The organism is Pseudomonas sp. LS2P72, assembly GCF_054897865.1.
Window position 1 is genome coordinate 5,663,522 of record NZ_CM142708.1, and the last position, 23,398, is coordinate 5,686,919.

Annotated in this window: 15 protein-coding genes; 6 read left to right on the forward strand and 9 right to left on the reverse strand. The window is 57.7% G+C overall.

Going from position 1 to position 23,398, the window contains the following annotated elements; translation table 11 throughout:
* Positions 1–111: 111 nt before the first annotated feature.
* The 3 genes from ACYZUA_RS26070 to ACYZUA_RS26080 are packed head-to-tail and all read right to left on the reverse strand — an operon-like array spanning position 112 to position 2,934.
* On the reverse strand, positions 112–1,620 hold the full coding sequence (locus tag ACYZUA_RS26070; protein ID WP_461961162.1) for a glucosyltransferase domain-containing protein: 1,509 nt from the start codon (positions 1,618–1,620) through the stop codon (positions 112–114).
* 1 nt (position 1,621) lies between these two features.
* On the reverse strand, positions 1,622–2,563 hold the full coding sequence (locus ACYZUA_RS26075) for a glycosyltransferase family 2 protein (protein WP_461961163.1): 942 nt from the start codon (positions 2,561–2,563) through the stop codon (positions 1,622–1,624).
* Positions 2,560–2,934, reverse strand: a complete 375-nt coding sequence (locus ACYZUA_RS26080) for a GtrA family protein (protein WP_461961164.1) — start codon at positions 2,932–2,934, stop codon at positions 2,560–2,562. Before ACYZUA_RS26080 ends, ACYZUA_RS26075 begins: the two co-directional genes overlap by 4 nt.
* Positions 2,935–3,176: 242 nt before the next feature.
* Between ACYZUA_RS26080 and ACYZUA_RS26085 the strand changes: the two genes are divergently transcribed.
* A complete protein-coding gene (locus ACYZUA_RS26085) occupies positions 3,177–4,304 on the forward strand; it encodes an OpgC family protein (RefSeq protein ID WP_461961165.1) in 1,128 nt (375 codons plus the stop codon).
* 225 nt (positions 4,305–4,529) lie between these two features.
* Here ACYZUA_RS26085 and ACYZUA_RS26090 read toward each other — a convergent pair whose 3' ends face one another.
* Complete coding sequence (locus ACYZUA_RS26090) at positions 4,530–5,948, reverse strand: amino acid permease (RefSeq protein ID WP_461961166.1); 1,419 nt, start codon at positions 5,946–5,948, stop codon at positions 4,530–4,532.
* Between the two features lie 656 nt (positions 5,949–6,604).
* Here ACYZUA_RS26090 and ACYZUA_RS26095 point away from each other — a divergent pair.
* The 3 genes from ACYZUA_RS26095 to ACYZUA_RS26105 all read left to right on the forward strand — a co-directional run bounded on the left by ACYZUA_RS26095 (position 6,605) and on the right by ACYZUA_RS26105 (position 15,763).
* Positions 6,605–7,063 (forward strand): REP-associated tyrosine transposase, encoded by a 459-nt coding sequence (locus tag ACYZUA_RS26095; RefSeq protein ID WP_461961167.1) that lies wholly within the window; start codon positions 6,605–6,607, stop codon positions 7,061–7,063.
* Between the two features lie 304 nt (positions 7,064–7,367).
* The gene (locus ACYZUA_RS26100) at positions 7,368–10,484 is read left to right on the forward strand and encodes a transglycosylase domain-containing protein (RefSeq protein ID WP_461961168.1); all 3,117 of its coding nucleotides are present in this window, start codon (positions 7,368–7,370) and stop codon (positions 10,482–10,484) included.
* A gap of 155 nt (positions 10,485–10,639) precedes the next feature.
* Entirely contained in the window at positions 10,640–15,763 is a 5,124-nt protein-coding gene (locus ACYZUA_RS26105) for an NEL-type E3 ubiquitin ligase domain-containing protein (protein ID WP_461961169.1), read from the forward strand.
* Between the two features lie 91 nt (positions 15,764–15,854).
* Here ACYZUA_RS26105 and ACYZUA_RS26110 read toward each other — a convergent pair whose 3' ends face one another.
* The 5 genes from ACYZUA_RS26110 to ACYZUA_RS26130 all read right to left on the reverse strand — a co-directional run bounded on the left by ACYZUA_RS26110 (position 15,855) and on the right by ACYZUA_RS26130 (position 21,507).
* Positions 15,855–16,355: a CS1 type fimbrial major subunit gene (locus tag ACYZUA_RS26110; protein ID WP_461961170.1), complete on the reverse strand. Its 501-nt coding sequence runs from the start codon at positions 16,353–16,355 to the stop codon at positions 15,855–15,857.
* Between the two features lie 33 nt (positions 16,356–16,388).
* A complete protein-coding gene (locus ACYZUA_RS26115; RefSeq protein ID WP_461961171.1) occupies positions 16,389–17,132 on the reverse strand; it encodes a molecular chaperone in 744 nt (247 codons plus the stop codon).
* Between the two features lie 44 nt (positions 17,133–17,176).
* On the reverse strand, positions 17,177–18,397 hold the full coding sequence (locus ACYZUA_RS26120) for a hypothetical protein (protein ID WP_461961172.1): 1,221 nt from the start codon (positions 18,395–18,397) through the stop codon (positions 17,177–17,179).
* Between the two features lie 4 nt (positions 18,398–18,401).
* Positions 18,402–20,927: a CS1-pili formation C-terminal domain-containing protein gene (locus ACYZUA_RS26125; protein WP_461961173.1), complete on the reverse strand. Its 2,526-nt coding sequence runs from the start codon at positions 20,925–20,927 to the stop codon at positions 18,402–18,404.
* A gap of 85 nt (positions 20,928–21,012) precedes the next feature.
* A complete protein-coding gene (locus ACYZUA_RS26130; RefSeq protein ID WP_461961174.1) occupies positions 21,013–21,507 on the reverse strand; it encodes a CS1 type fimbrial major subunit in 495 nt (164 codons plus the stop codon).
* Between the two features lie 515 nt (positions 21,508–22,022).
* On the opposite strand from ACYZUA_RS26130, the gene ACYZUA_RS26135 reads away from it, so the two are divergent.
* The gene (locus ACYZUA_RS26135) at positions 22,023–22,601 is read left to right on the forward strand and encodes a PadR family transcriptional regulator (protein ID WP_461961175.1); all 579 of its coding nucleotides are present in this window, start codon (positions 22,023–22,025) and stop codon (positions 22,599–22,601) included.
* A complete protein-coding gene (locus ACYZUA_RS26140; protein WP_461961176.1) occupies positions 22,598–23,383 on the forward strand; it encodes a siderophore-interacting protein in 786 nt (261 codons plus the stop codon). Before ACYZUA_RS26135 ends, ACYZUA_RS26140 begins: the two co-directional genes overlap by 4 nt.
* Positions 23,384–23,398: the final 15 nt, after the last annotated feature.

The window sequence follows — 23,398 nt, forward strand, 5'->3', positions numbered from 1 at the left end:
TGTCCCTGTTTCAGGTGCCTTTCAAACTAAGTGACAACCCTGTACCGGTCTACTGACAGAAATAACAGGTAGGTGAGTATTCCAGACCAGCGGTAATTTGCCTCTCACCCTTCACCAATGAAGCGTCTTAATCGGGGCCGGCTCTTTCATCACAATAAAACCATAATCGCCGAGCAGATAAATCCGGTAGTACAGGTTCTCCACCACCGGTGGATAACCCTGATAACCCACCCTCGTCGCGTTACGTCGTTCCTTCTCCGCAACGACGTTGGTGATGCCCACTTTCGGCAGGTTCTCGGCCAGCATGAAGAAGTCGATGTTCAGCAGATAGTGCAGCACTGGCATTTGCTTGAACGAGCCCACCGCCCCTAGCAGCCAGTGATCGGAATAGGTCACTGACAGGTAAATTCGCTTGGCCTCGAGCAGCTGTCGATTCGACGCGATGTCGTGTACAAGACTTAACACCGCGCTGGCCGCGAAGGCTTTTTGCACGGTCAGCACGCGCCCATAGGCATACGAAATCGAAAGCATCGCCAGCAGTGGAACCATTAACAACAGCGGCAGCCGCTGGTGGATTCGTGCCAGCGCCAGATGGCTCAGATAGAACAAGAGCACCAACAGGACCGCGAAGCCCATCAGGGTCCGGGCGCCTTCATTGAAGTCCCGGAAGAACAGCGCCATACCCGACACCAGTAAGGCCACTACCGGTAATGCCAGCACACAGATCAGGCCGATCAGCATTTTGTTCGCTGTACTGTCCTGACGCGCCACGACGTTGAGCCCGAGGCGAACCGCGCCGGCAATGGCACACAGCAACAGTGCGCCGAACACCCAGGCAAATCCGCCGTGAAACAGCAGCGCGACTTTTTCCAGCACTCGGGCGATGTTGACGTGCAGTTGCAGCAACGGCTCCGCGGTCCAGTCCAGCAGCAGGGTGCGATTGTGCCGAGTGAACGGATAAGCACTGACGGCGTAAATCAGGCAGCCCAGTAAGGCCTGAGCAATTTTCCAGCCGATTAATTCGCACCACTGCGGCCAGGCGAGTTTGTCATTGGCGCCCCTGAGTACCTCCAGGCAACACAACCCGAGAAACACATTGAAGCTCACCTGATAAAGCCCCAGTGCCAGCGCAATCAGGAACGAGGGCACCAGCCAATTAACAATGCGCGAGGGGGAACGAAAGGTGATCGCATAGATGACCGCCACCACGCTCAACGCCATCGCGGGCCCGTCGTATTGATAAGACAGGTTTTGCAGAAAGAACGGGTTGTACCAGAGCGGTAGCGTCACCAGGCAGCAGGCAATCGTCGGTTGCGGATAGTAATGAAACGTCAGGCTGGTCAATGCCGCGGCCATGGCCAGCGCTGCGATCAATAGCGGCAGCGGAAAGATGTTCGGCGCGGCATCGCTGAAGGTCAGCAGGTTGTAGAACAGCTCGGTGAACAACCGCCCCTGCTCCGCCCATGCCATACCGGCCGACAGGGATCGCCAGTTGTCGTCGATATACGGATAGTCCGCGAGGATCAGCGGCGCCACATACACAAAGATCGCCAACAGAAAAAACAGCCAGACCTGTCGACGCCCGAGTTCCTTGCTGAAAAAGTCGCTGAACCTGCCCATGCTAAAACCCGAGCCGGTCTTTGCCGCCAATGATGTCTTTCACCACATAGCGCGGCCGATGCTTGGCTTCGATGTAAATGCGGCCGACGTATTCACCGAGAATGCCGATGCCGATCAGTTGCACGCCGCCGAGAAACAGAATGGCCGTCATCAACGACGGGTAACCGGGGACGCTGTTGCCGAAGAGAATCTTGTCCAGCACCATGTACACCGCGTAGAGCACCGCGAAGATCGAAATACCGCCACCGACGTAAGTCCATAAGCGCAACGGCACCGTGCTGAACGAGGTCACGCCTTCCAGCGCCAGGTTCCAGAGCTTCCAGCCATTGAACTTGCTGGTGCCCGCTGCTCGCTCGGCTCGCTCGTACTCCACCACCACGGTGTTGAACCCGGCCCATGACAGCACGCCCTTCATGAACAACTGGTGCTCGGGAAGCGTGCGAATCACGTCGACCACCTTGCGATCCATCAGCCGAAAATCCCCGACGTTTTCTTCGATCCGGGTGTAAGCGATACGGTTCAGCACACGGTAGAACAGCGACGCGCTGTGGCGTTTCAGGTAACTGTCGGCGGTGCGATCCCGGCGCTTGGCGAGCACCACATCCGCGCCTTTTTGCCATTGGTCAATCAACCGCGGAATGACGCTGATCGGGTCCTGCAAATCGACATCCATGGGAATCACCGCATCGCCGGTGGCATATTCCAGGCCGGCGAACAACGCCGGTTCCTTGCCGAAGTTGCGCGAGAAGTTGATCAGCAAGATCTGCTCATCGGCCTGCGCCAGGGCCTTGACCTCTTCAGCCGTCCGGTCGGAACTGCCATCGTTGATGAACACGATCTCGACCTCAGTCCGGTCAAGCCTCAATTCGCGACGCACCGCCTGATAAAACAGGCTGATCGCCTGTTCTTCATTGAATACCGGAACGATCAACGAGACTTTCATGCGTTACGCTCGCGAAAGACCACGTACTTTGAAAGCAGAAAGCCCAGCACCAGGCTCAACGCCGAAAAAAAAGCCACCGTCAGCAGACCGTGAAGTCTCCACACGTCGCCTGCATGACCGACGCCCAGACTCAGCGCCCCCATGGCTCCCAAGAATAGAAGATAACCGCCGACCGACGCCTTGGCATCGAAGGTGTACAGCGCGTTCATATAGAAGGAAAACGAGGCGGCAACGCAGAAGGCTGCCAGGTTGCTGACAGCCTGACTGACGCCGGCCCCCACGCTCAGCAGGAAAAAAATTTGCCAGTGGATCAGCGTGTTGGCGACCCCGACTACCGTGTAGCTGGAAAATCCTTTCCACAAGAGCCTCATGGTGATTCCCCTGTTTCAGGTCATAAATCTTTGAACTTGTCTACTGTCAGAAATCACAGGTCTGACTGCCTTTCAGACCAGCGGTCAGGGCTGACCTCAACGCCGGGAGACATCCCGAAATACCCCCGGTTTTGCAATTACCTGCGAATCACGCCACCCTGCGCGCCGCCGTTGTGCGGCGCGCAACCTTTGGCGCCTTCGGCTACTCCTTATTCTCAACACCCGTTCACGAGCCCGCCTTCATGACATTTGAGCGCGATCACCGAATCGACTTTTTTCGCGGCCTGGCACTGATCTTCATTTTCTGGGATCACGTGCCTCACAACCCCCTTGGCCAAATCACCCTGCGCAATGTCGGTTTCAGCGATGCCGCAGAAATATTCGTGTTCCTCGCCGGCTACGCGGCCGTTCTGGCCTACGGCAAAATCCTTGCGCGCGATGGTTTCCTGATCGCCTGCGTGAAGATTCTGCGGCGCGCCTGGGTGCTCTACGTGGTCCATATTTTCCTGCTGGCCATGCTGATGGGCATCGTGTTCTTCGCCAACAGTCATGTGGAGACCCGCGATCTGGTAGAGGAAATGGGCCTGCATCACTTCATCACCAACCCCCAGCAAGCGTTGACGGATGAGTTACTGCTGCGCTTCAAGCCGAACCTGATGGACCCGCTGCCGCTGTACATCGTGCTGCTGGCGGGTTTGCCACTGGTTTTGCCGTTGCTGGTGCGCAAACCGTGGGCGGTCGTAGCGGTGTCATTGGCGGTGTACTTGCTGGCACCGCGGTTTGGCTGGAACCTGGCGGCCATCAAGGACGGCGTGTGGTACTTCAACCCCGTCACCTGGCAACTGCTGTTTATCCTCGGCGGCTTTATGGCGATTCACGGGCTGCGGCCACGGTTGCCCGACCCTCGCCCGCTGTTGCGCCAACCCTTGTTTGTCTGCGCGGCGGTGTACGTGGTGGTGACCGGCGTGATTACTGTCTCCTGGCGCTGGCCGGAAATTCACGATGCCCTGATGCCTGCCAGCCTGAGCAACTTGCTGTACCCGATCAGCAAGACCGATCTGTCGCCGGTCCGTCTGTTGCACTTCCTGGCGCTGGCTTATGTCACCGCCAGGCTCTTGCCCGGCAACGGCTGGACGCAAAACTGGCTGGCGCAGCAATGCTGCCGCATGGGGCGCTACTCACTGGAAGTTTTCTGCCTCGGCGTGCTGTTGGCGCCCTTGGCGGACATGCTCAACGCCCTGACCGACGATGCGTTTGCCATGCAGGTTTTCACGGCATTGGTGGGTGCCGGGGTGATGGCATTGCTGGGGGCGTGGCTGGATTTCAATAAACGCCTGACCGCACCGATTCAAAAGGTTGCCGTCCATTAAGAGACACCGAGACTATGTGGCGAGGGGATTTATCCCCGTTCGGCTGCGAAGCAGTCGTAAATCCAAACAACTCGGTCTGTCTGAATGGGCGCTGGGGGCCGCTGCGCAGCCCAACGGGGATAAATCCCCTCGCCACAAAAGCTCGCTTGCCACCAAGAGAACTAATCAGCCCATAAAAAGCCCCGATCATTACGACCGGGGCTTTTTCATTTCAGGCGTTACGTCTTACGAAGCCGAACGCACCGCCCCCTGCGACACATTGGTCGGTTGCAGCTTGAACACGTAAAACAACACCGTCAGCAGGACCAGGAACGCCGGGCCCACATAGAGCGCCACGCGAGTGTCCGGGAAGTACGCCATCAGGCCGACCACCAGCACCAGAAACGCCAGCGCCAGATACGAACTGACCGGGTAGAACCACATCTTGTATTTCAGGCCGGCACGTTCGCTGGCACTCAGGCCTTTGCGGAACTTGAGCTGGGCCAGCAGGATCATCACCCAGGTCCAGATCGCACCGAAGGTGGCAATCGCCGTCACCCAGACGAACACTTTCTCCGGGACCATGTAGTTGAGCAGCACACCCAGTAACAGCACGAAGATCGACAACAGCAACGCGCGACGCGGCACGCCATTGCTCGAAGTCTGGGCGAAGCCGGCCGGGGCCTGGCCGTTCTGCGCCAGGCTGTAGAGCATGCGCCCGGTGCTGAAGATGCCACCATTGCAGGACGACAGCGCCGCGGTGATCACCACAAAGTTGATGATGCCGGCGGCAGTCTTGATGCCCAGACGCTCGAAGGTCATCACGAATGGGCTGCCCTGGGTGCCGATTTCGTTCCACGGGTAGATCGACAGGATCACGAACAGCGCGCCGACGTAGAACAACAGAATCCGCCAGAACACCGAGCCGATCGCATTGGGAATGGTCTTCTGCGGGTTCTTCGCTTCACCGGCGGTCAGGCCGATCATCTCGACACCGAGGTAGGCGAACATCACCATTTGCAGGGACATCAACACGCCTTGCACGCCGTTGGGCATGAAACCGCCATGCGCCCAGAGATTGGAAATCCCCAAGGCAACGCCGTCGTTGCCGAAGCCGAACGCGATCACGCCGATACCGCCGATCACCATCGCAATGATGGTGACGATCTTGATCAGGGCAAACCAGAATTCGAACTCACCGAAGGCTTTCACCGCGATCAGGTTGATCGAACCCATGCTGATCAACGCCGCGAGTGCCCAGATCCAGCGCGGCACATCGGGGAACCAGACGCCCATGTACACCGCCACCGCGGTGATTTCCGCAACGCAGGTCACCAGCCACAGGAACCAGTAGTTCCAGCCGGTCAGGAAGCCCGCCAATGGGCCGAGATAGTCTTGAGCATATCGGCTGAAGGAGCCGGCGACCGGGTTGTGCACCGCCATCTCGCCGAGGGCGCGCATGATCACCAGGATCGCCAGACCGCCGATGATGTAGGACAGCATGATTGCCGGACCGGCCATCTCGATGGCCTTGGCCGAACCGAGGAACAGACCGACGCCGATACAGGCACCGAGTGCCATCAAGCGAATATGCCGTTCGCCGAGTTCGCGTTTGAGCGGGCCGCCTTGAGCGGTCTCGCCATTGGGCAGGTGATTGCCTGGCATAGGGGTACAACCTCGTCTTGTTATTGGATATGACCACCGAGTGTCGAAGCGCTGACCGGTAAGCCAATGCTTTTGTGAAACCGGGCCTGCTTCGTGGGCAAACCCGTCTTGTAGGACAAAACCTGCAAGATCAGCGGGGCGTGCAGTATAAAAAGCTTCTTACAGGGTTTTTCACTCTATAAACCACAACATTTAGCGAGAACTCTCGGGATAAGCGCGGTTTACGGAGGGGCATTACCTGGCATACGCAGGAATATTCGCCAATGAAACGGCGCGGAGTATTGCACGGTAATGGTGCATCGTCATGCCCCTATCCAGTCAGCATTCGCACGGCGACGGCTCTATCTCAAACCTTTAAGGCGACTCCACCTCTGTGGCAAGGGGATTTAGCGAAACGTCGCACCGCCCCGTTCGGTTGCGCAGCAGCCGTAAACCTGTGGATGCGGTGTGACTGAAAGGACACAGGGGAGCGCTTCGCACTCCAACGGGGATAAATCCCCTCGCCACATAAATCACCCCACCACAGAGGCGCTCCCATCACTGCCGTGAATCTTTCGTAGCAGTCAGAAATTTCACTCAACAATCGCAGCGCCAATGAAGACCACTGGGCACTAGCCTGAAAGCGTCACCTGACTATCACGAAAGGAAGCAATGGATTGCCTACTCAACCAAACTCCCATCGCCTGCGTTTAGGCAGAAATTCCGAAAACGGCCGTGCCTACCTCATCACCGCAGTTATTCACGATCGGCAACCCATATTTTCTGATTGGCGGGTGGGGCGCTTGCTTGTCGCAGAACTGCGCCGGGCTCACGACTCCGGACTGGTGAATTCAATCGCTTGGGTGGTTATGCCTGATCACTTTCATTGGCTGATGCAACTGCAAGACGACAATTTAGGGAATGTCATTGGTGCTACCAAAGCCCGATGCGCCCAGGCAGTGAACAAAACGACCGGCCGAAGTGGCTCTTTGTGGCAAACCGGTTATCACGACCGAACCATTCGTGATGGTGAAGAGCTTCTGCCGTTCGCTCGTTACATTGTTGCCAACCCCTTGAGAGCAGGGCTCGTAGACAAAATCGGCGACTACCCCCTCTGGGATGTCTGCTGGTTGTAACGTCACTTCCCTTCTGTGGCTACCAAACTCCCTGTTGGTGAAGGGATTTATGTGGCGAGGGGATTTATCCCCGTTGGAGTGCGAAGCGCTCCCCTGTGTCTTTCAGTCACACCGCATCCACAGGTTTTACAGCTGCTGCGCAACCGAACGGGGCGGTGCGACGTTTCGCTAAATCCCCTCGCCACATAAATTCCCTCGCTGAGGGAAAATCGATATTTGTGTATTCACAATTTTTTCACCAAGGCCAACCACCGTCTAAGCTTCAGACAAGTCCTCTCAATCTGCGTGAATGGATCAGTCGACTATGGGCGTTTTGTGGCACTCCGATACGAGTAAAAATGTGGTTCCGACTGAACGTGTGGATGAAGCGCCTTTACCTGAAAAACCCCCTCGCAGTCTTACGAAGCATGGCTGGGGGGCGTTCTGGTTGTTGTTGCTGATAATTCTGATTGTCCTGGGGCTGGCCGCCGCCAAGGAAATGCGCACGTCGAAGTTTCAATCCCGAGAACTCAGCCAATACGCCGCCACCCTGAGCTACGAGATGAAACCCGGTCCCAGCGATGCCATTCACTATCCCGGCGCCGGTCCTTTCGACCTGCGTCTGGGCTACAGCTCTCTGGATGAATTCCTGCCGCGTCTGATCAAGCGTGACTACATTGTGGCGTCCCAGACGCGGTTTTCCCCAAAGTTGATGGACTACACCGGCAATGGCTTTTTCGTGCCCTACGCGGAGAAAATCCAGGCTGGATTGTCGATCACCGATTGCCGTGCGGCACCGCTTTACCAGTACAAATACCCACAACAACTGTATTCAAGCTTTGCGGCGATCCCCCCCGTGGTGGTCAACAGTTTGCTGTTCATCGAAAACCGCTTTCTGCTCGATCCCCGTCAGCCCCTCGCCAACCCTGCGGTGGATTGGCCTCGGTTCGGTATGGCGGCGTGGTCCCAGGTCGCCAAGTTGTTGCACCTGCCGGGCCAGTCCGCGGGTGGCAGTACCCTGGCAACGCAACTTGAGAAGTACCGGCATTCGCCCGATGGCCTGACCGTGTCGGGCGCGGAGAAAATCCGTCAGATGATTTCCGCCAGTGTGCGCGCCTATCAGGCCGGACCGGAGACCCTCGAAGCCCGGCAGAACGTGATTCGCGATTACCTCAACAGCGTGCCTCTGTCGGCAGTACCGGGCCACGGTGAAGTGCATGGCATGGCCGAGGGACTGCGCGTCTGGTATGGCGCCGATTTCAACGAGGCCAACAAACGTCTGGCAAGCAAGGAGACAGATCCGAAAAGCATGTCGGAAAAAGGTCTGGCCCTGCGTGAGATGCTGTCTTTGATGATTGCCCAGCGCCGCCCTTCCCACTACCTGACCAAGGGCCACGATGAACTGGCCGAACTCACCGACAGCCACATTCGTCTGCTGGCACTGAATGGCGTGATCGATGCGCCACTCGCCGCAGCGGCATTGACCAGCAAAGTGATTTATCGCGACTGGCAGACACAGCCGACCATTCAGCCGATCGAAACCAACAAGGGCATCAGCGTGGCACGCAGTCGCCTGGGCGGGTTGCTCAACCGTCCACTGTACGACCTCGATCGCCTTGATCTTTCCGCCACCAGCACCCTGCAAGGCGAGCTGCAAACCCAGGCTACCGAGTACCTGAAGCATCTGGCCGACCCTGTGTTTGCGGCGCAGATCGGCTTGATGGGCGAACGCCTGCTGACCCCCACCAGCACCACCCAAGTGCGCTACAGTTTCACGCTGTTCGAACTGACCCCGGACGGCTCGCGGGTGCGGGTGCAGACCGACAGCACCGACCAGCCGTTCGATATCAATGAAGGCAGCAAGCTGGAACTGGGCTCCACCGCCAAGATGCGTGTGATGACCACCTATTTGCAGATCATCGCCGAGCTGCACGATAAGTACGCAACGATGACCGTCCCGGAACTGAAGAAGGTCGACGTCCCTGATCAAGACCGCCTGAGTCGCTGGGCCGTCGATTACCTGATCCAGAACAAAGACCGCAATTTGCCAGCCATGCTCGGCGCAGCGCTGGATCGCAAATACTCGGCCAGCCCCGGCGAAGCTTTTTTCACCGGTGGAGGGCTGCACACATTCGTCAACTTTCGCAAAGAAGACAACGGCCGCCTCCCTACCCTGCGCGATGCCCTGCGCGAGTCGATCAACCTGCCGTTCATCCGGCTGATGCGTGACCTGGTGCGTTACACCACGTATTCCGGCCCCAATAGCAGCGCCGAATTGCTCAAGGACGATCGCGACCCTCGGCGTCAGGAGTACCTGGCCTCGTTTGCCGACCGCGAAGGCACGTCGTTCCTGTTGAAGTTCTGGAAGAAGTACAAGAACAAAGACACCCAGGCGCGGCTCGAGACCTTTCTTGACGGCATGCGCCCCACACCGATTCGCATGGCCGCCGTGCATCGTTATCTGCTGCCACAGGCCAGCCAGGAAAGCTTCAACATGTTCGTGCGCTCACACCTGAAAGGCGCCAAGCTCACCGAAAAACTGACCGACGAACGACTCCAGCGGCTTTACGAAAGCTATGGCCCTGGCGCCTACGACTTGCCGGACCAGGGCTTCATCGCCAAGGTTCACCCGTTGGATCTTTGGCTGATGGGCTACCTGCTGAACAACCCCGACGCCAAGTTCAGCCAGATCGTCAAAGCCAGCCATTTCGAACGCCAGGAAGTCTACAGCTGGCTGTTCAAAAGCCGTCACAAGGGTGCCCGCGACAGCCGCATTCGCACCATGCTGGAGATCGAGGCGTTCCTCGACATTCACCAGCGCTGGCAGAAAGTCGGCTATCCGTTCGATCACCTGGTGCCGTCGCTGGCCACTGCCATCGGCAGTTCCGGCGACCGTCCGGCAGCCTTGGCGGAACTGATCGGCACCATCCTCAACGACGGCGTGCGCATGCCGACCCTGCGCATCGACAGCTTGCACTTCGCGGCGAACACGCCGTATGAAACAAAACTGATCAATGATCCGGATGCCGGTAAACGGGTGATGCCTTCCGAGGTCGCCGCAGCCATGCGCGAAGCGTTGTCGCAGGTGGTGGATGCCGGCACAGCCAAACGCATCTCCGGCAGTTTCATAACGACTGATGGCAAACCGTTGGCCATGGGCGGCAAAACCGGTACGGGCGATAACCGCATCGAAGCCTTCGGTTCGGGTGGGCGAATTCTGAGTTCGAAATCCATCAACCGCACCGCGACCTTCGTGTTCTACATCGGCGATCGTCACTTCGGCACGATGACTGCGTTCGTGCCCGGGCAAACGGCCGAAGCGTTCAAGTTCACCTCGGCGTTGCCAGTGCAAGTGCTCAAGGGGATGGCGCCGATTCTCACGCCGTACCTGCAACCGGGTAGCAGCGTCGCGTGTCAGCCGGTTCCGACATCGCGACTGTGAGTTTTTGCGCAGCAGGTGGTATTTAGTTATTTTTCAGATTTGAATACTGACCTGTTTACCGGCTGAAAGCCCCGGTTAAGCACAGATCTTTAGGCTATTGTTTTTAGCCCCGACAGATAGGCTGATCATTCTTAAAACGATCAAGGATGATTGCCATGTCTGACGCACCCACGCTCGGCCAAAACATGAACAAAGGCCGGCACTACGAGTTCATTAAAAACACCCTCCACGACCACTTTAAAAACGCCACTGTCGGCAGAGGCCGGGCACTGGCGGCCGCCCGATTGAAGATCGAGCCCTGGTACACCCAGGTGCCCGCCGCCCATCACGACAAACTGAAAGCGGCCAACCTCAAGGCATGGGGCTCGCAAAATAAAGTCGACAGACTGTTCGAAAAACTGGACCTCCATTCGTTCGCCGCGCCCCTGCTCCAGGCAGAGCTCAAAAAGCGTTACGGAGTCGAGCATGACGTCAAGACGACCTACATGCGCCTGTACCTTCCCAAGGATTTGCCGTGGTATGCGATAGACCTGGGGAATGGTGTCACAGCCCGAACGGTGTCCATGCTGGATGCGGCGCTGCACAACTTTGCAAAGAGTGAAAAGGTAGATACCGGATCGGTCTACATCACCAAACCCGACCATCGCGGGCACTTCGATGTCCTGTCGATCAGCCGGAAAATGACCATCGCCCAGTTCCAGGCGCTGTGCCGGGAACTGGACATTGGCGCCCGATATAAAGCCTACCTCGAAAGCTACCTGCTCCCCGACGACGTCGTGGCCAAAGCCGTCCTGCAACAGACAGTGACTAAAAGCCAGAAAGACGCACTCGACGTCGCCGCGCAACTGGCGCTGATGACCGGGGATATCCAATACGACGCCTACAAACTGATCGTGGCGCTGGCAAAGAACGCCCCTCTACCGCTCCTCAATGGGAAACAAATGTTGTGTTGCGATTTCTCGATGATGGGGACGCGTATGACCGGCATTGTTCTTTTGCTGCCTGTCATGCGAGACAGCCATGGTATTCAACGGCTCATTGCCTATGTTCCCCATGACCCGGATCACCCGCTCAAGGAATACGAATCAACAGACGCCTTCATGACTGAACTGGCGCGCCAATTGCGCGAAAACAAGGTTGGCACGTCATCAAGGCAAAGTTACCGGCAATTCTTCAGCCAGTTTGTCGATCAACAGCAGCGCGGGCATTTTTTTGCCAATCTGGCTCAAGGCCTCACCACCATCAAATGGCATGACAAAGTAGACCCGACGGATCCGCGTCCAGCGTGGCGCGAAGAACCTGTGTCTCACCTTCACTTGCAGTTCCAGTCCCTGCCAGCTCCTCGGGATTACTGGACCTATGCCTTTCAGCAAAAACTCAACAAAGTGCTCAATGACTCACGTGAAATCGCAGTGTCCACCGCCGACACAGATACCAAGGCGCGCTGGGCCTGGTGGGACAACTTCAAGAAAATCGTAACGGACCTTTTCAACGTCGCCCTGTTGATCGCCTCGCCATTCGTGCCGGGCCTGGGCGAACTGATGATGGCCTACACCGCTTATCAACTGACGAATGACGTCGTTGAAGGAATTGTCGATCTGGCCGAAGGTCTGGCAGTTGAAGCAGCCGAACATATGACCAGTGTGGTGACGGACATCATTCAACTGGCGGCGTTTGGGGCGGGGGCAGCGATTGGCAGCACGCTTCGATTCAAATTGTCGGCGCTGGTCGAAGGCATGAACCCGGTCACGTTGCCCAACGGCAAAGCGTCGCTGTGGCATCCCGATCTCAAGCCTTATCAACAAGCCAGCCTGAACCTGCCCGCTGATTCGAAACCCGACGTCCTCGGTTTGCACCGACACCTCAATCAGGACATCCTGCCGCTTGAAGGCAAGCTCTACGCCGTTGCAACCACTTGGCGCGATCCGAGCGCCACGCACCGCCTCAAACATCCCACCCGAGCGAATGCCTACTCGCCGAAGCTCGAACACAACGGCAGCGGCGCCTGGGTGTTCGAGGGCGAGAATCCGGGCGATTGGCAAGGTGAAACGCTGATGCGTCGCCTCGGCCACAGCGTCGAGCGCTTTACGCCAACCGAGCGCGAACAGATCCGCATCGGCAGCGGCACCGACGACGGGGAACTGCGGCGCATGCATGCCGAGCATGCGCCACCGCCACCCCTGCTGGTCGACGCAATCAAGCGCTTCGGCGCGTTTGACGATGTGCAGATCGCCAGCGCGAACATCCGTGCCGGGCGACCGCTCGACCCCTCGTACGTGTGGTTCGAACCACTGCTGACAAGGCTCCCGGGCTGGCCTGCCGAACGAGCCTTGAAGGTCTATGAACGGTCTGACTTGAGCGGTCTTTCACGCACCTACGGGAACGCCTCTGCCACTGACGCCGATACCTTGAGCATCGGCCTGCCAGAACTCCTGTCCGGCCGGCTGTCCGAACGCGTTTCGGTCTTTTTGAATGACACCGAAATCAACGCCCTGCTGGGTCGCGAAATACCACGCGCCAAACGCACCCAGGCAGTGCGTGACCGATTGGCGGATGCCGTCGATCAGCGTCAGGGCGACATTTCCAAACGTGTGTACCAGGCGGGTGAACGGTCGAACAGGGCGCAAACCCGCGTGCTGAAACAGACGTTCCCGGACATGCCGCTCACGCTTGCGGAAAAAGTCCTGGCTGCAGCAAAGCCAGCCGAACTGCAGCGAATAGCCGATGAAAGGCGCCTGCCCCTAAGGATAAAAACCCTGGCGCGCGAAGTGGATTTCGAAGCGTCCACCGCCCGCGCCTACGACGGTTTTTATCACGACGAAATGAGGGTACCGAGCAACGAGATGCTCGCGTTAAAAACCCTGATGTTTTTTCATACCGAGAGCCTGAGCGATGTGCGCATTGAGGTGCGCGACGGCACCTACGACGGCCCGCTACGCTGCAGTGTCGGCACCGACGATGCCTCGACGGTGCGGCGACTGATCCGCGATGAGCAGGGCCGCTACGAAACGGTCGATGGGGACAACCGACGGCTGCACGAAGCCGACGACTTCTACGAAGCGATTCTCAATGCCCTGCCCGACGACAAGCGCGCAGCATTGGGTTATCCACGCGGTCACGGTCGCCGGCTCAAACTATGGATCATGGCAGTATCCGCGCCAGCGGGCGGACGCCGAACATTGCTGGCGCAATCGCCCATTCGCGCAGTGGCCAAGACTGAAACCGTCAATCTGGTTCGTGGTCCATCCTGGTTCTTTGGCGAAAAAACCCCGGAGCAAAGGATCAAGGAGCTGCATCCGCAATTGAGCGATCAGCAAGTCACCCGGTTTCTTCAGGCGTTGCGTGCCAAGGGCGACCCCGACCTGGCCATCGACCGCATCAGAGATGACCTCAAGCAATTGCGCAACACCTTACAGGCCTGGCGGGAAAAACAGCCTATCGAAATAGACAGTTCCGGGGAACCCATCGCCGGGACGAACTGGGACTTCCTGCAAAACGGCGGAAGGCATATCGAGAATCAGCTGCTTGAGTGCTTCGAACGCAAGAGCGAAGTGTTCGGCGAGCGCAGTATCCATCCGGACGGTGGCTACACGCTGGATCTTTCCGCTGAAATCCTGAGCCCGGATCTCGAGCGTTGGTGGAAGCAAGTACGCAAGCTGGCCGACATCAGAAAATTCCTTGACCAGATCACCGTGCTGAACCTGGACAATGCGCACTTTTCGGGCAACAGGAACGGTCTATTGAATGACTTCCCGAACCTTCGCCAGCTGAGCGCCCGAAAGGCAGAATTGACCACGCTGCCGTCCAATATTGACAAACTGGGCCAGCTAACCACTCTGGACTTGGCAGATAATCGCATCAGCCTGAGTGCCCATTCGATTGAGCAGTTGAGCAGCCTCACCCGCCTGGAAACACTGAGGCTGGACGGCAATCCGCTGCGCCAGCCACCGAATGTAGGCGGCATGCGCGACTTGAAAGTGTTGGGCCTGGCGAGTACCGGTATCGAAGACTGGCCGCAAGGTCTTTTCAGCGACGCGGTCGGTGAGAAAACCCGCCCGCGTGGCTTTGTTCTCGACATGCGCCAATGCCCGATCAAGACCGTACCGCAGGTCGCACCAGGGTCGGATCAAGCGTTCATCCTGGCACGTGCGCGATTCGACACCCTGCGGCTTTCCGATGCTGACCGGGCCCGTTTTGGCGACTACCGCGAATCCGTGGGCTTTGCCCGTCAGCAGGCCTATTCAGGAGCTGTAGAGGATGAACTGTCCCATTGGAAACCGTCCTTGACCGCCCCATCGATTTTCGATGTGTCCGAGATTTACAAAGTACACAGGGAAGAGTCCTGGCACGATGTGTTGGCAGAACCCGGCTCCACCGATTTTTTCAGGGTCATCAGTAAGCAGAGAGACAGCCAGGACTACCAGCACATCGAATCGCGCAAGCAGTTGACCCAACGTGTCTGGCAAATGATCGATGCCATGGCGCTGGACTCCGAATTGCGCGAAGAACTGTTTAAACAGGCCCGTCAGCCCGAGACCTGCGCGGATGCCGGGTCGCAGCTGTTCAACAACATGGGGCTCAAGGTGCTGGTGTCGCAAGCGTATACCGAGTCGGCGTCCGCCACGGTGCTTGACGAAAGGCTGGTGAGGCTGGCCCGAAGCGCCGCTCGCCTGGAAAAGGTCGGTGATGTCGCCAGAGCCGAAATCAGCAGCCAGCAGCAAAAGTTCCTGATCAATCCGGCAAACAACACCGCTCCGGATGATGTGGAAGTGCACCTGGCGTTTGAAACGGGACTGGCGAAACGCCTGGAGTTGCCGTGGCAGTCAGAGGGCATGCTGTTTGAACCGAGATCCGGTGTAGATCAGGCAAAAATCGAAACAGCCTATGCCACGATCATCGAACGGGAGAAAGGTGACGGGCTGGTCAATGGGATGGTCGATTCATTCGAGAACCCGTTCTGGGAGCAACATTTGCGTAAAACCTACCCTGAACAGTTCGCGTCGAACGATCAACTTTTCGCGGAAAAACAAGGGCAGCTCGAAGAGCTGCGCGAAGTTCAGAACGAGTGGGCCAATAATCAGGATTTGAGTCAGACAACACGGCTTCAGAAAAAACTGGAAGCGTTGGCCCGAGTGCTGAACGTACCGGAGGAACAAGTGTTCAGTGGTGAAGAAATGAGCAACGCGTTTTACAACAGACAGGTTCGAGACATGGGCTATGCACGTAACGAGTTGGCCAGAGACCTGACTCGTGCAGCGATGGCACGAGCCGGGATTTGAACAGGTAACGCGCCTGGGGACTTTTTGATTTGACCCTACGCCAGCGCCGAGTCTTCTCACTCGGCGCTGCTTCTCGATCGACCTCTTCAGCTCACTCCCCCGGCGCCCTGGCACTGAACAACAAGAGTACGTTGCCGCTGTAATCCCCCGGGCGGAAGCCCCCCGCCGGTTTCACCGGATCGATTTCCAGCAACACCCGCTTGCCTGCCGCCGCATCAGCCGCAGACACCACTAGCCGTGGGGCAAGGTCCGGGCTCAACTCCACACCGTTGAAACTGACCCGCAACGCAATGTCGTCAGCCGGTCTGCCGTTCGACAGGTAGGGAGCGGCGTCCAGGCGCGCTTCGATGGCGCTGGTGTCATGCCGTACATCGAAGTTCCTGCGCACACTGCTCAGGGTCGATGTCGAGGGGTTCCAGATCAACCGTTGCGGCCGGTGGATCCAGTCCGGTTCGGCCGGGATCAGGTAGAACGAGCGTGTCGGGATGATCACGGACACCTCGAAGGTGTGCTCTTCCCGGGCAGCCCATGTCAAAGAGCCCATCAGTGCGGTCATTGCCGTCAGCGCGACGGCGGCGCATTGCTTGATCATGTTCGATACCCGCTGTGTCAATGGAAAGCCGGCCTATCGGCTGGCAATCTTCAGGACTTTTTTACTGTCACCTTCGATCAGGTTGAAACGGTATTCACGCCCCTTTTCCTTGTCGAAGCCAAATGCCTTACCAGCCATGACGTGGTGTTTGGTGGTCGCTCCGCAGTCGTTTTCATTGCTGATTGCGCAGCTTTTGAACTCGTCGACGATGACCACGGTATTGCCGTTATTGCGCACCTCGTAGCGAAAGTCGGTGTCACTGATAACGCTCTCGAAACGGGCATTTTTGGGCCGTACGAAGAAGACCGTGCCAAACCCGGTCATCACGTTGACCCCCGCCGACAGGTTTTTCTTGTAGTCCTCGCGCTCTTCACTGCTGACCTGAAACTCATCTTCCTTTTCCGGCACCACCGGGACAAAACGCACGCGAAAATAGCGCTCTCGGTCCCGCTCGCCCATGTACAACAGGCGGGTACCCTGCATGCCCTGGGCCGGCACGATCAGCCGAGCCGGGCTGGCCATCACGCCATTGCGCGAGACGCCGTCGGCGGCAGCTTCGACCGGTATTTCCTTCGGCGTGCCGTCGGCCTCATAGACGATTTCCAGTACGTTGACTTTGACGAAAGCGGTGCTGTCACCGCTGTTGAACACCCGTTTCAGGTAAGTACTTTTATCGGCATCCAGATAGTCATACACGGTGCCAACGTTGATCTGTGGTCCGGCTTGAACCGTCAGGGAATACAGACTGAACAGATACATCCACAACAGACGTTTCATCGCCCTCTACCTCATAAAAAATAAAAGATGGCCAACCCGAAAGGTCAGAGTCCCGAATCCCAGATCACCGTGACATTGCCCAAATAACTTCGGGAGATGCCCGGATAGAGCATTTCCTGAACGTCCTCGCGGGCCACTTCGAAATGCAGGGTGCCGGGTTTGCGATCCAGGTAAATGCCAGGCTGAAACAACTCACTGCCAATGCCATCACTACGCAGACGACGACGATTCACCGGTTGCTGGGCCGCATCCACGATCCCGTCAGGCAAAGTGACGCTGACTTCAAGCGGCACCGCGTGACCGGCGGCAGGCTCCCACAATGCACAGTTGATACCGCTGGAGTATTGGCATTGCAGGGTCATCTTGAAGCGACTCGACGCGGAGATATTGAACGCCTGATCGCGCAATATTCGTGTCGGTTTACGACCCTGCTCCAGCCAGGATTGCCAACCGCCTTGGGGTTCCAGCACGACTCGATTGCCACCGGGCGGAATATCCACCTTCAAGGTGTGCTGTACGTCGAGGACGAAGTCCAGGCTCAGGTTGCCGTCGTCCGGATTCATCAGCGGCCCCAGGTCGAAATCGGCACCGGGGCCCAGATTGTAGGGAATGGCACCGGTATAGAGCCCGCTCGACATGCCCAGGGGATTGGGCGTGCGTAGCTCATAGGCAATATCGAGGGTGTCAAAGTACATGGAGGGAATGGAGTAAGCGGCCACCTTGACACAAGATGCTTCCACAGGCGTTTTCCAGAAAAACCGATAAGCCGTGGGGGAGTAAGCCCCAACACCGCTGTATAGACAGGGTGCCGGTGCGTAGACCCAACTGCTGTTGGCCCATAGCTTTTGATGACCTTCGAGGATGTCGGTCACCCCCACCAGACTGGCCGCTGAGTCGCTCAAAATGAAGTTGGAGCCAACACCGGTGATGCGCACTTCAACAATCTCCGTTTCACGGGTATCGGCATTGGTCACCGTCAGCTGCCGCCAGTTGGCCGGCACCTTCAACGCGATACCGTCTCCTGGCGCTATAGCTCGAGTGGAATTGAAACGAACTGGAATCTGAATGCTGAACATATTGTGGGCATCGCATTCACCCGGATAGCTCGCGCAGTAACCACTGTTCGGGGTTTTGTTGAGAAATACATTTTTTTGTGGCTGAGAAGGATCCGGCTGAAACAACGCTCTGATTTCCTGATTCGCCGCCTCTGCCGCAGGCACCATCATTGCTGCCAACAATCCCAGATAACAGGTAGATGTCTTCATATATTCACCCCGCCTTTTGCTCGTTGGAGGCGACGTCCGCCAGGGTATCCGGCGTGCAGCGCAGATCACCGATCATCAACACATCGTTTTCACTGCGGTGCCGACTCGCCTCAAGACGGAACTGGCACAGCAGCTGATTGCCCTGGCGCACTTCAAGCGTTGGCGAGCCGGCGTTCATTTCCATCGAGAAGAACCCATCGACTTCCGTCACCCCGCGGCTGGCATGGTTGATCACGTGATGGCCCTTGAGCGGCCGCCCCTGGGCATCGACCAGTCGCCCGAGCACCGTCATGGTCTTCATCACCCGAACCTTGCGGTACTCCACCCCGCCCTTGTTCAGGTGATAGCGCGTGCGCGGCGGTTCGATAGTGGCTGCCGGCACGTGATTGCCTTCAAAATCGAAGCTCACCGAACTGTTCCGGTACGCGGTAATCGGGATGAAATTGCGCCCCGGCTTCAATGCTGCACCGCCGCCGCTGTAATCGTCGGCGCGCAGGGTGATGTCGTCGATATCCGACTCAACATCGACAATCATTCCCGCGCCACGCATTTCGTAATGGCTGGTCATGAGCATTTGCTCGCCGCCGACGACCAGGGTGCTGTCCAGGTTAAGACCGCCGGTGAAGTTGCCGTTGAAGGACGAACGCTGGACGAAACCGTCGCCATTGACGGCGTCGGTACGAAAGTTGGCAAGGCTCGACACACCCACGCCGTAGGTGTCAGTGAGTGCCGTCACCGAGACGTTTTGCAGCACGTGATCCTTGAGATCCTTGCGCCAGCCGAGGGAAGCGTTGTTGTCGCGGCTGCCGTCACGGGCCGTGCGCGAACCGATGCTGCCGGTGATCTGCTGGCCCGGCGCGCCCAAAGCCAGGTTAAGGCTCAGGTCGATCCCGCGGTTGCGTGCGTCGCCACTGCTGAAACTGCCGGGGCGATCAAATAACGACAGACGCCAACTCGCATCGCTGCCCAACAACATAGCGCGCTGGGTCCACCCCAGATCCATACCGACGCCATCGACGTTGCCATCGCTGTGGGACACCCGTCCGCTGATCGAACTTTTACTGCTTACCCGATGGTTGATCGCCAGGGATGAATTGCTGGTTTCGCCAGTGAACACGTTGCGTTGGCGCACCCGTGTACCGTCTGGCAGGGTTTCGTACAGGTTGGTGGTGTCCAGCCAGCTGCGGTTGTGGCTGATCACCAGGCTACCGGAGCCATAGTTGTAAAGACTTTGCAGGTCGAGACCGGTGCCATGATCCTGGGTCTGATACACGTTGGCATACAGGCTGATGTGATTGGCCAGGGTCCAGTCGATGGAACTGCCATATTGCAGTTTTTCGCGAATCTGCCGCGCCGATAACCCGAGAATGACTCGTGGGTGCATCAGGTAGTTGACCGAAGCCCCAGCCGTTGGATTGCCGCTGGACTGTTGATCCCAGTTACTCAGCAGTTTGCTTTCTTCACCGGCAAACAGGTTGTACCGCCAGCGCTCGTCGAGGTTTCGCCAGTTGCTGGGCTTGTACACCAACTCCTGGGTGGTTGAAGTGATCTGGCCGTCCTCTACCAGGCGCACTTCCACTTCGTAGATTCCGCCCGGCAGCGGCCGGGTGTCGAGGGTCTGCAACCCCGCGGGCACCGACTGGGTGTTGATCAACAGACCGTCGCGATAAATCTCCACCGAACCCTGGCGATTTGCAGTGACGTAAATGGGATAGACGCTGGGCATCGGGCTGTTGATCGCCAGGCTGTCGGAGCTGCCGTACATGACGCCGACAGCGGTATCGGGGCTGGTGCCAAACGTACGAGGTTGGCGGGTCAGCCCTTCGGAATTGGGGGTGAAATAGCCCAGGCGCAGGAAACTGCCCTGCAGTTCGCGCTGGGTGTAGAGCTCGTGAACCGCGTGATAAAGCTTATCGTCGGGACCGCCGAGGCGGGCCAATTGCATGTTGAACGTCTGGCTCCAGTTGCCCAGGCTCGCACTGGCTTCAAGACCAAAGCGTCCGCCCAGATCCTGATCCTGGCCGCCATTGAGGTTGAGCTGGTTGCGCACCATCAGTCCGCTGCTTCCACCCACGGGCTGATCGAAATAACGTTTGGCTTCAACATCGCGTTCAGCGTTTTCGGTGAGGATCGAAACCAGCGAGCTTTCCAGGTTGTAATGCACGGCCAGCACTTGATCCGGGCAGGATCCGGTGCAATTGCCCAGCGGCACACCCGGCTTGAGATAGCTCGCCCATTTTTCCCGTTCAGCGGGGCCGAAACGGTTTTCGCTGGTGTCGGTAAATTCGAGCAGGGTGATGCGATCATCGCGAGACAACACCACCATGGCCTCTCCCAACGGCTGTTGATCGAGTTCTACCCGGACAGCCAGAGGCACATCAAAAAAATGCTCCTCAAAATCCGCCGGCAAACCTTTGGCCTGCGCCAGCAGACTTCGCGGTGTCGTACCGGCGGAAGAAACGGGAGCCGCCGCTGCACTGGCGCAAAACAACAGCGCAAGCGCAGCCGCGATGGGGGTCATCGGGAACATGAACTCTTACTCTGATTACAATCAAGTTGAAGTCCGACGGGACAAACAATGCTGTTTGCCCTGTCGGTTTGCGCGACTTTGAAAGTTAGCGCGAGCCGCCCACGGGAGGGACAGCGTCGAAGGTCATTGCCACGACACCGGTGTAGTCGCCCGGCTCGAAGGTTGTACCTACCGCACTGATTTTCAGCGGTGCGCGGAAGTTCACGTCAGACTCGGCTTCACCGACAACCAATTTCGGGATCAAGTCGAGTTCCCTGTTATTGAGTTCCACTTTCAAGGTAATGGAATTGGCACCAGAGATCAGTTTTGGCGCGGAATCCAGGCTGGCATGAACCGAACCGCTGTTGTTACGCACATCGAAGAACCCGTTCACTTCTCCCATTTTTCCGGTAGTTGGCTGGTAGCTCATATCCTGATCCTTGTTGACGAGGTCAGGATTGGTAGGGACCACGTAGAAACCGTTAGTCGGCACGTGGGCGACAATGCTGATGGAGTGAGCCGCTTCACCAGCAGCAAATACCCCGGCGGAACCCAGCGCCAAAAAAGCCAATGGAGCAGCGATTGCGATTTTCTTGAACATTGTTAATTACCTGTTTTCTTTATGGAATCGGTTCATTGAAAGTTAAAAATGCTGACCCGTAACAGGTCGCCTTATTTGAACCTCCAACGCCGAGACATCTTCGACTTCTTGTTCCGGAAAGTAAGCAGGCAACTTCCCATGAGCGCGTAGTTAAACAACCTCATGCACAGAAGGAAAAAGAAACAAAAAACTCAAACACCAAACAGTGGCTGTAAGTTGCAGCCTACATACAGTTTTACTTAAAAAACCATACAGTGGCTTCGCCTAGACAACAGTGGACTTGCGGGATTTTTAGAATATAAGCTCAATTATTATTAGAGCAATAGCTTTAACTATTAGACAACGCCTGCATCGACGACAAAATCAGCTTATGTGCGGTGATGTTTCCTGGTGAATTGCATCATTGACCGCTCCAACCGCCCGTCGGCACCGATCAGCCCTTTGCGAAAAACGCCTTGCCTTGCGATTAAGATATATCTTAAGTTGTATCTAAATACGACGAGAGAAGACGCAAAATGAGAGACCATCATTCCCACAGAGAACACAGCGACGGCCGCGACGGCTTCGAAAAACGCCCAGGCCCCGGCCGCGAACGCGGTGGCCGAGGCCCACGGGTGTTCGCCCCCGGTGATCTGAAACTGCTGCTGCTGGCGCTGATCGCCGAACAGGCTTGCCACGGCTATGACCTGATCCGCCAGATCGAAAGCATGTTCGACGGCGCCTATAGCCCCAGCCCCGGTGTGATCTACCCGACCCTGACCTTCCTTGAAGAAAGCGAGATGATCCTGGGCGACGCCGAGGGCGGAAAAAAACGCTACACCATCACCGATGCCGGACGTCTGTCGTTAAGCGAACAGGCGATCGCACTGGACGGCGTGCGGATGCGCATCGAAGTCAGCAAGCGCTCATTGCGCGGCCATGACCGCCCCGCCGAGATTCACGAAGCGGTGCATAACTTGCGTCATGCCCTGCAGATGCATCACGGCCGCTGGAGCCCGGAAGAAATCCTGCGGGTGCGCGACCTGCTTAACAACACCGCCAAAGCCATCGTCGATGGCCCTGCCGTTCAACCCGTTCAGGAGCAAGCCGAATGACTGAAGTGATCGTGCAAACCATTCACCGTGTCAGCCATGAGATCAAACGCCGTCGCCTGGAAGTGTTGCGGGTGGTCGACCTGACGCCGCGTATGCGCCGCATCACGCTGGGCGGGCCGGAACTGGCGGGCTTCGTCAGCCTCGGCACGGACGACCACGTCAAACTGTTGTTCCCGCAAAACGCGGCGGAACAAGCGGCGCTGGAAACCCTGGTGCTCGGTGCCGGCAAAGACAACGGGCCGATGCCGGCGATGCGCGACTACACGCCGCGCCGCTACGACCTGGACATGCTGGAACTGGACATCGACTTCGTGCTGCACGGCGACGGCCCTGCCGCGACCTGGGCCGAGCAGGCCAGGCCCGGCCAATTCCTGCACATCGGCGGGCCCCGCGGATCGATGATCGTGCCGGACATTTTCGACAGCTACTTGCTGATCGGTGACGAAACCGCCCTGCCCGCGATCGCTCGGCGACTGGAAGGCCTGGCGGCCAATCGCCGGGCATTGGTAATCGTCGAAGTAGAGAACGGCGCCGAACAGCAACGTCTGGAAAGCGCCGCGCAGGTCAATGTGATCTGGGTATTGCGCGAGGGCGGCCAGAACAACTTGCTGACGACGGTGAAGCAGCTGCAAGTGCCCAGCGGCAATCTGTACGCCTGGGTAGCGACCGAGAGCAAAGTGTCGCGGCAGATACGCCGGGTGTTGCTGGATGAGCACGGGGTTAACGAGCAGTTCGTCAAAGCCGTCGGCTACTGGCGGCTGGGGGACAGCGACGAGGAGTGATTCGTGCTGGCGGCG

Excerpts from the sequence above, each read along its gene's own strand:
- ACYZUA_RS26110 (WP_461961170.1), bottom strand. The coding sequence starts at position 16,355 with ATGATCAAGCAATGCGCCGCCGTCGCGCTGACGGCAATGACCGCACTG.
- ACYZUA_RS26140 (WP_461961176.1), top strand. The coding sequence starts at position 22,598 with ATGACTGAAGTGATCGTGCAAACCATTCACCGTGTCAGCCATGAGATC.
- ACYZUA_RS26125 (WP_461961173.1), bottom strand. The coding sequence starts at position 20,927 with ATGTTCCCGATGACCCCCATCGCGGCTGCGCTTGCGCTGTTGTTTTGC.
- ACYZUA_RS26100 (WP_461961168.1), top strand. The coding sequence starts at position 7,368 with ATGGGCGTTTTGTGGCACTCCGATACGAGTAAAAATGTGGTTCCGACT.
- ACYZUA_RS26075 (WP_461961163.1), bottom strand. The coding sequence starts at position 2,563 with ATGAAAGTCTCGTTGATCGTTCCGGTATTCAATGAAGAACAGGCGATC.
- ACYZUA_RS26130 (WP_461961174.1), bottom strand. The coding sequence starts at position 21,507 with ATGTTCAAGAAAATCGCAATCGCTGCTCCATTGGCTTTTTTGGCGCTG.
- ACYZUA_RS26105 (WP_461961169.1), top strand. The coding sequence starts at position 10,640 with ATGTCTGACGCACCCACGCTCGGCCAAAACATGAACAAAGGCCGGCAC.
- ACYZUA_RS26135 (WP_461961175.1), top strand. The coding sequence starts at position 22,023 with ATGAGAGACCATCATTCCCACAGAGAACACAGCGACGGCCGCGACGGC.
- ACYZUA_RS26090 (WP_461961166.1), bottom strand. The coding sequence starts at position 5,948 with ATGCCAGGCAATCACCTGCCCAATGGCGAGACCGCTCAAGGCGGCCCG.
- ACYZUA_RS26120 (WP_461961172.1), bottom strand. The coding sequence starts at position 18,397 with ATGAAGACATCTACCTGTTATCTGGGATTGTTGGCAGCAATGATGGTG.
- ACYZUA_RS26070 (WP_461961162.1), bottom strand. The coding sequence starts at position 1,620 with ATGGGCAGGTTCAGCGACTTTTTCAGCAAGGAACTCGGGCGTCGACAG.
- ACYZUA_RS26080 (WP_461961164.1), bottom strand. The coding sequence starts at position 2,934 with ATGAGGCTCTTGTGGAAAGGATTTTCCAGCTACACGGTAGTCGGGGTC.
- ACYZUA_RS26085 (WP_461961165.1), top strand. The coding sequence starts at position 3,177 with ATGACATTTGAGCGCGATCACCGAATCGACTTTTTTCGCGGCCTGGCA.
- ACYZUA_RS26115 (WP_461961171.1), bottom strand. The coding sequence starts at position 17,132 with ATGAAACGTCTGTTGTGGATGTATCTGTTCAGTCTGTATTCCCTGACG.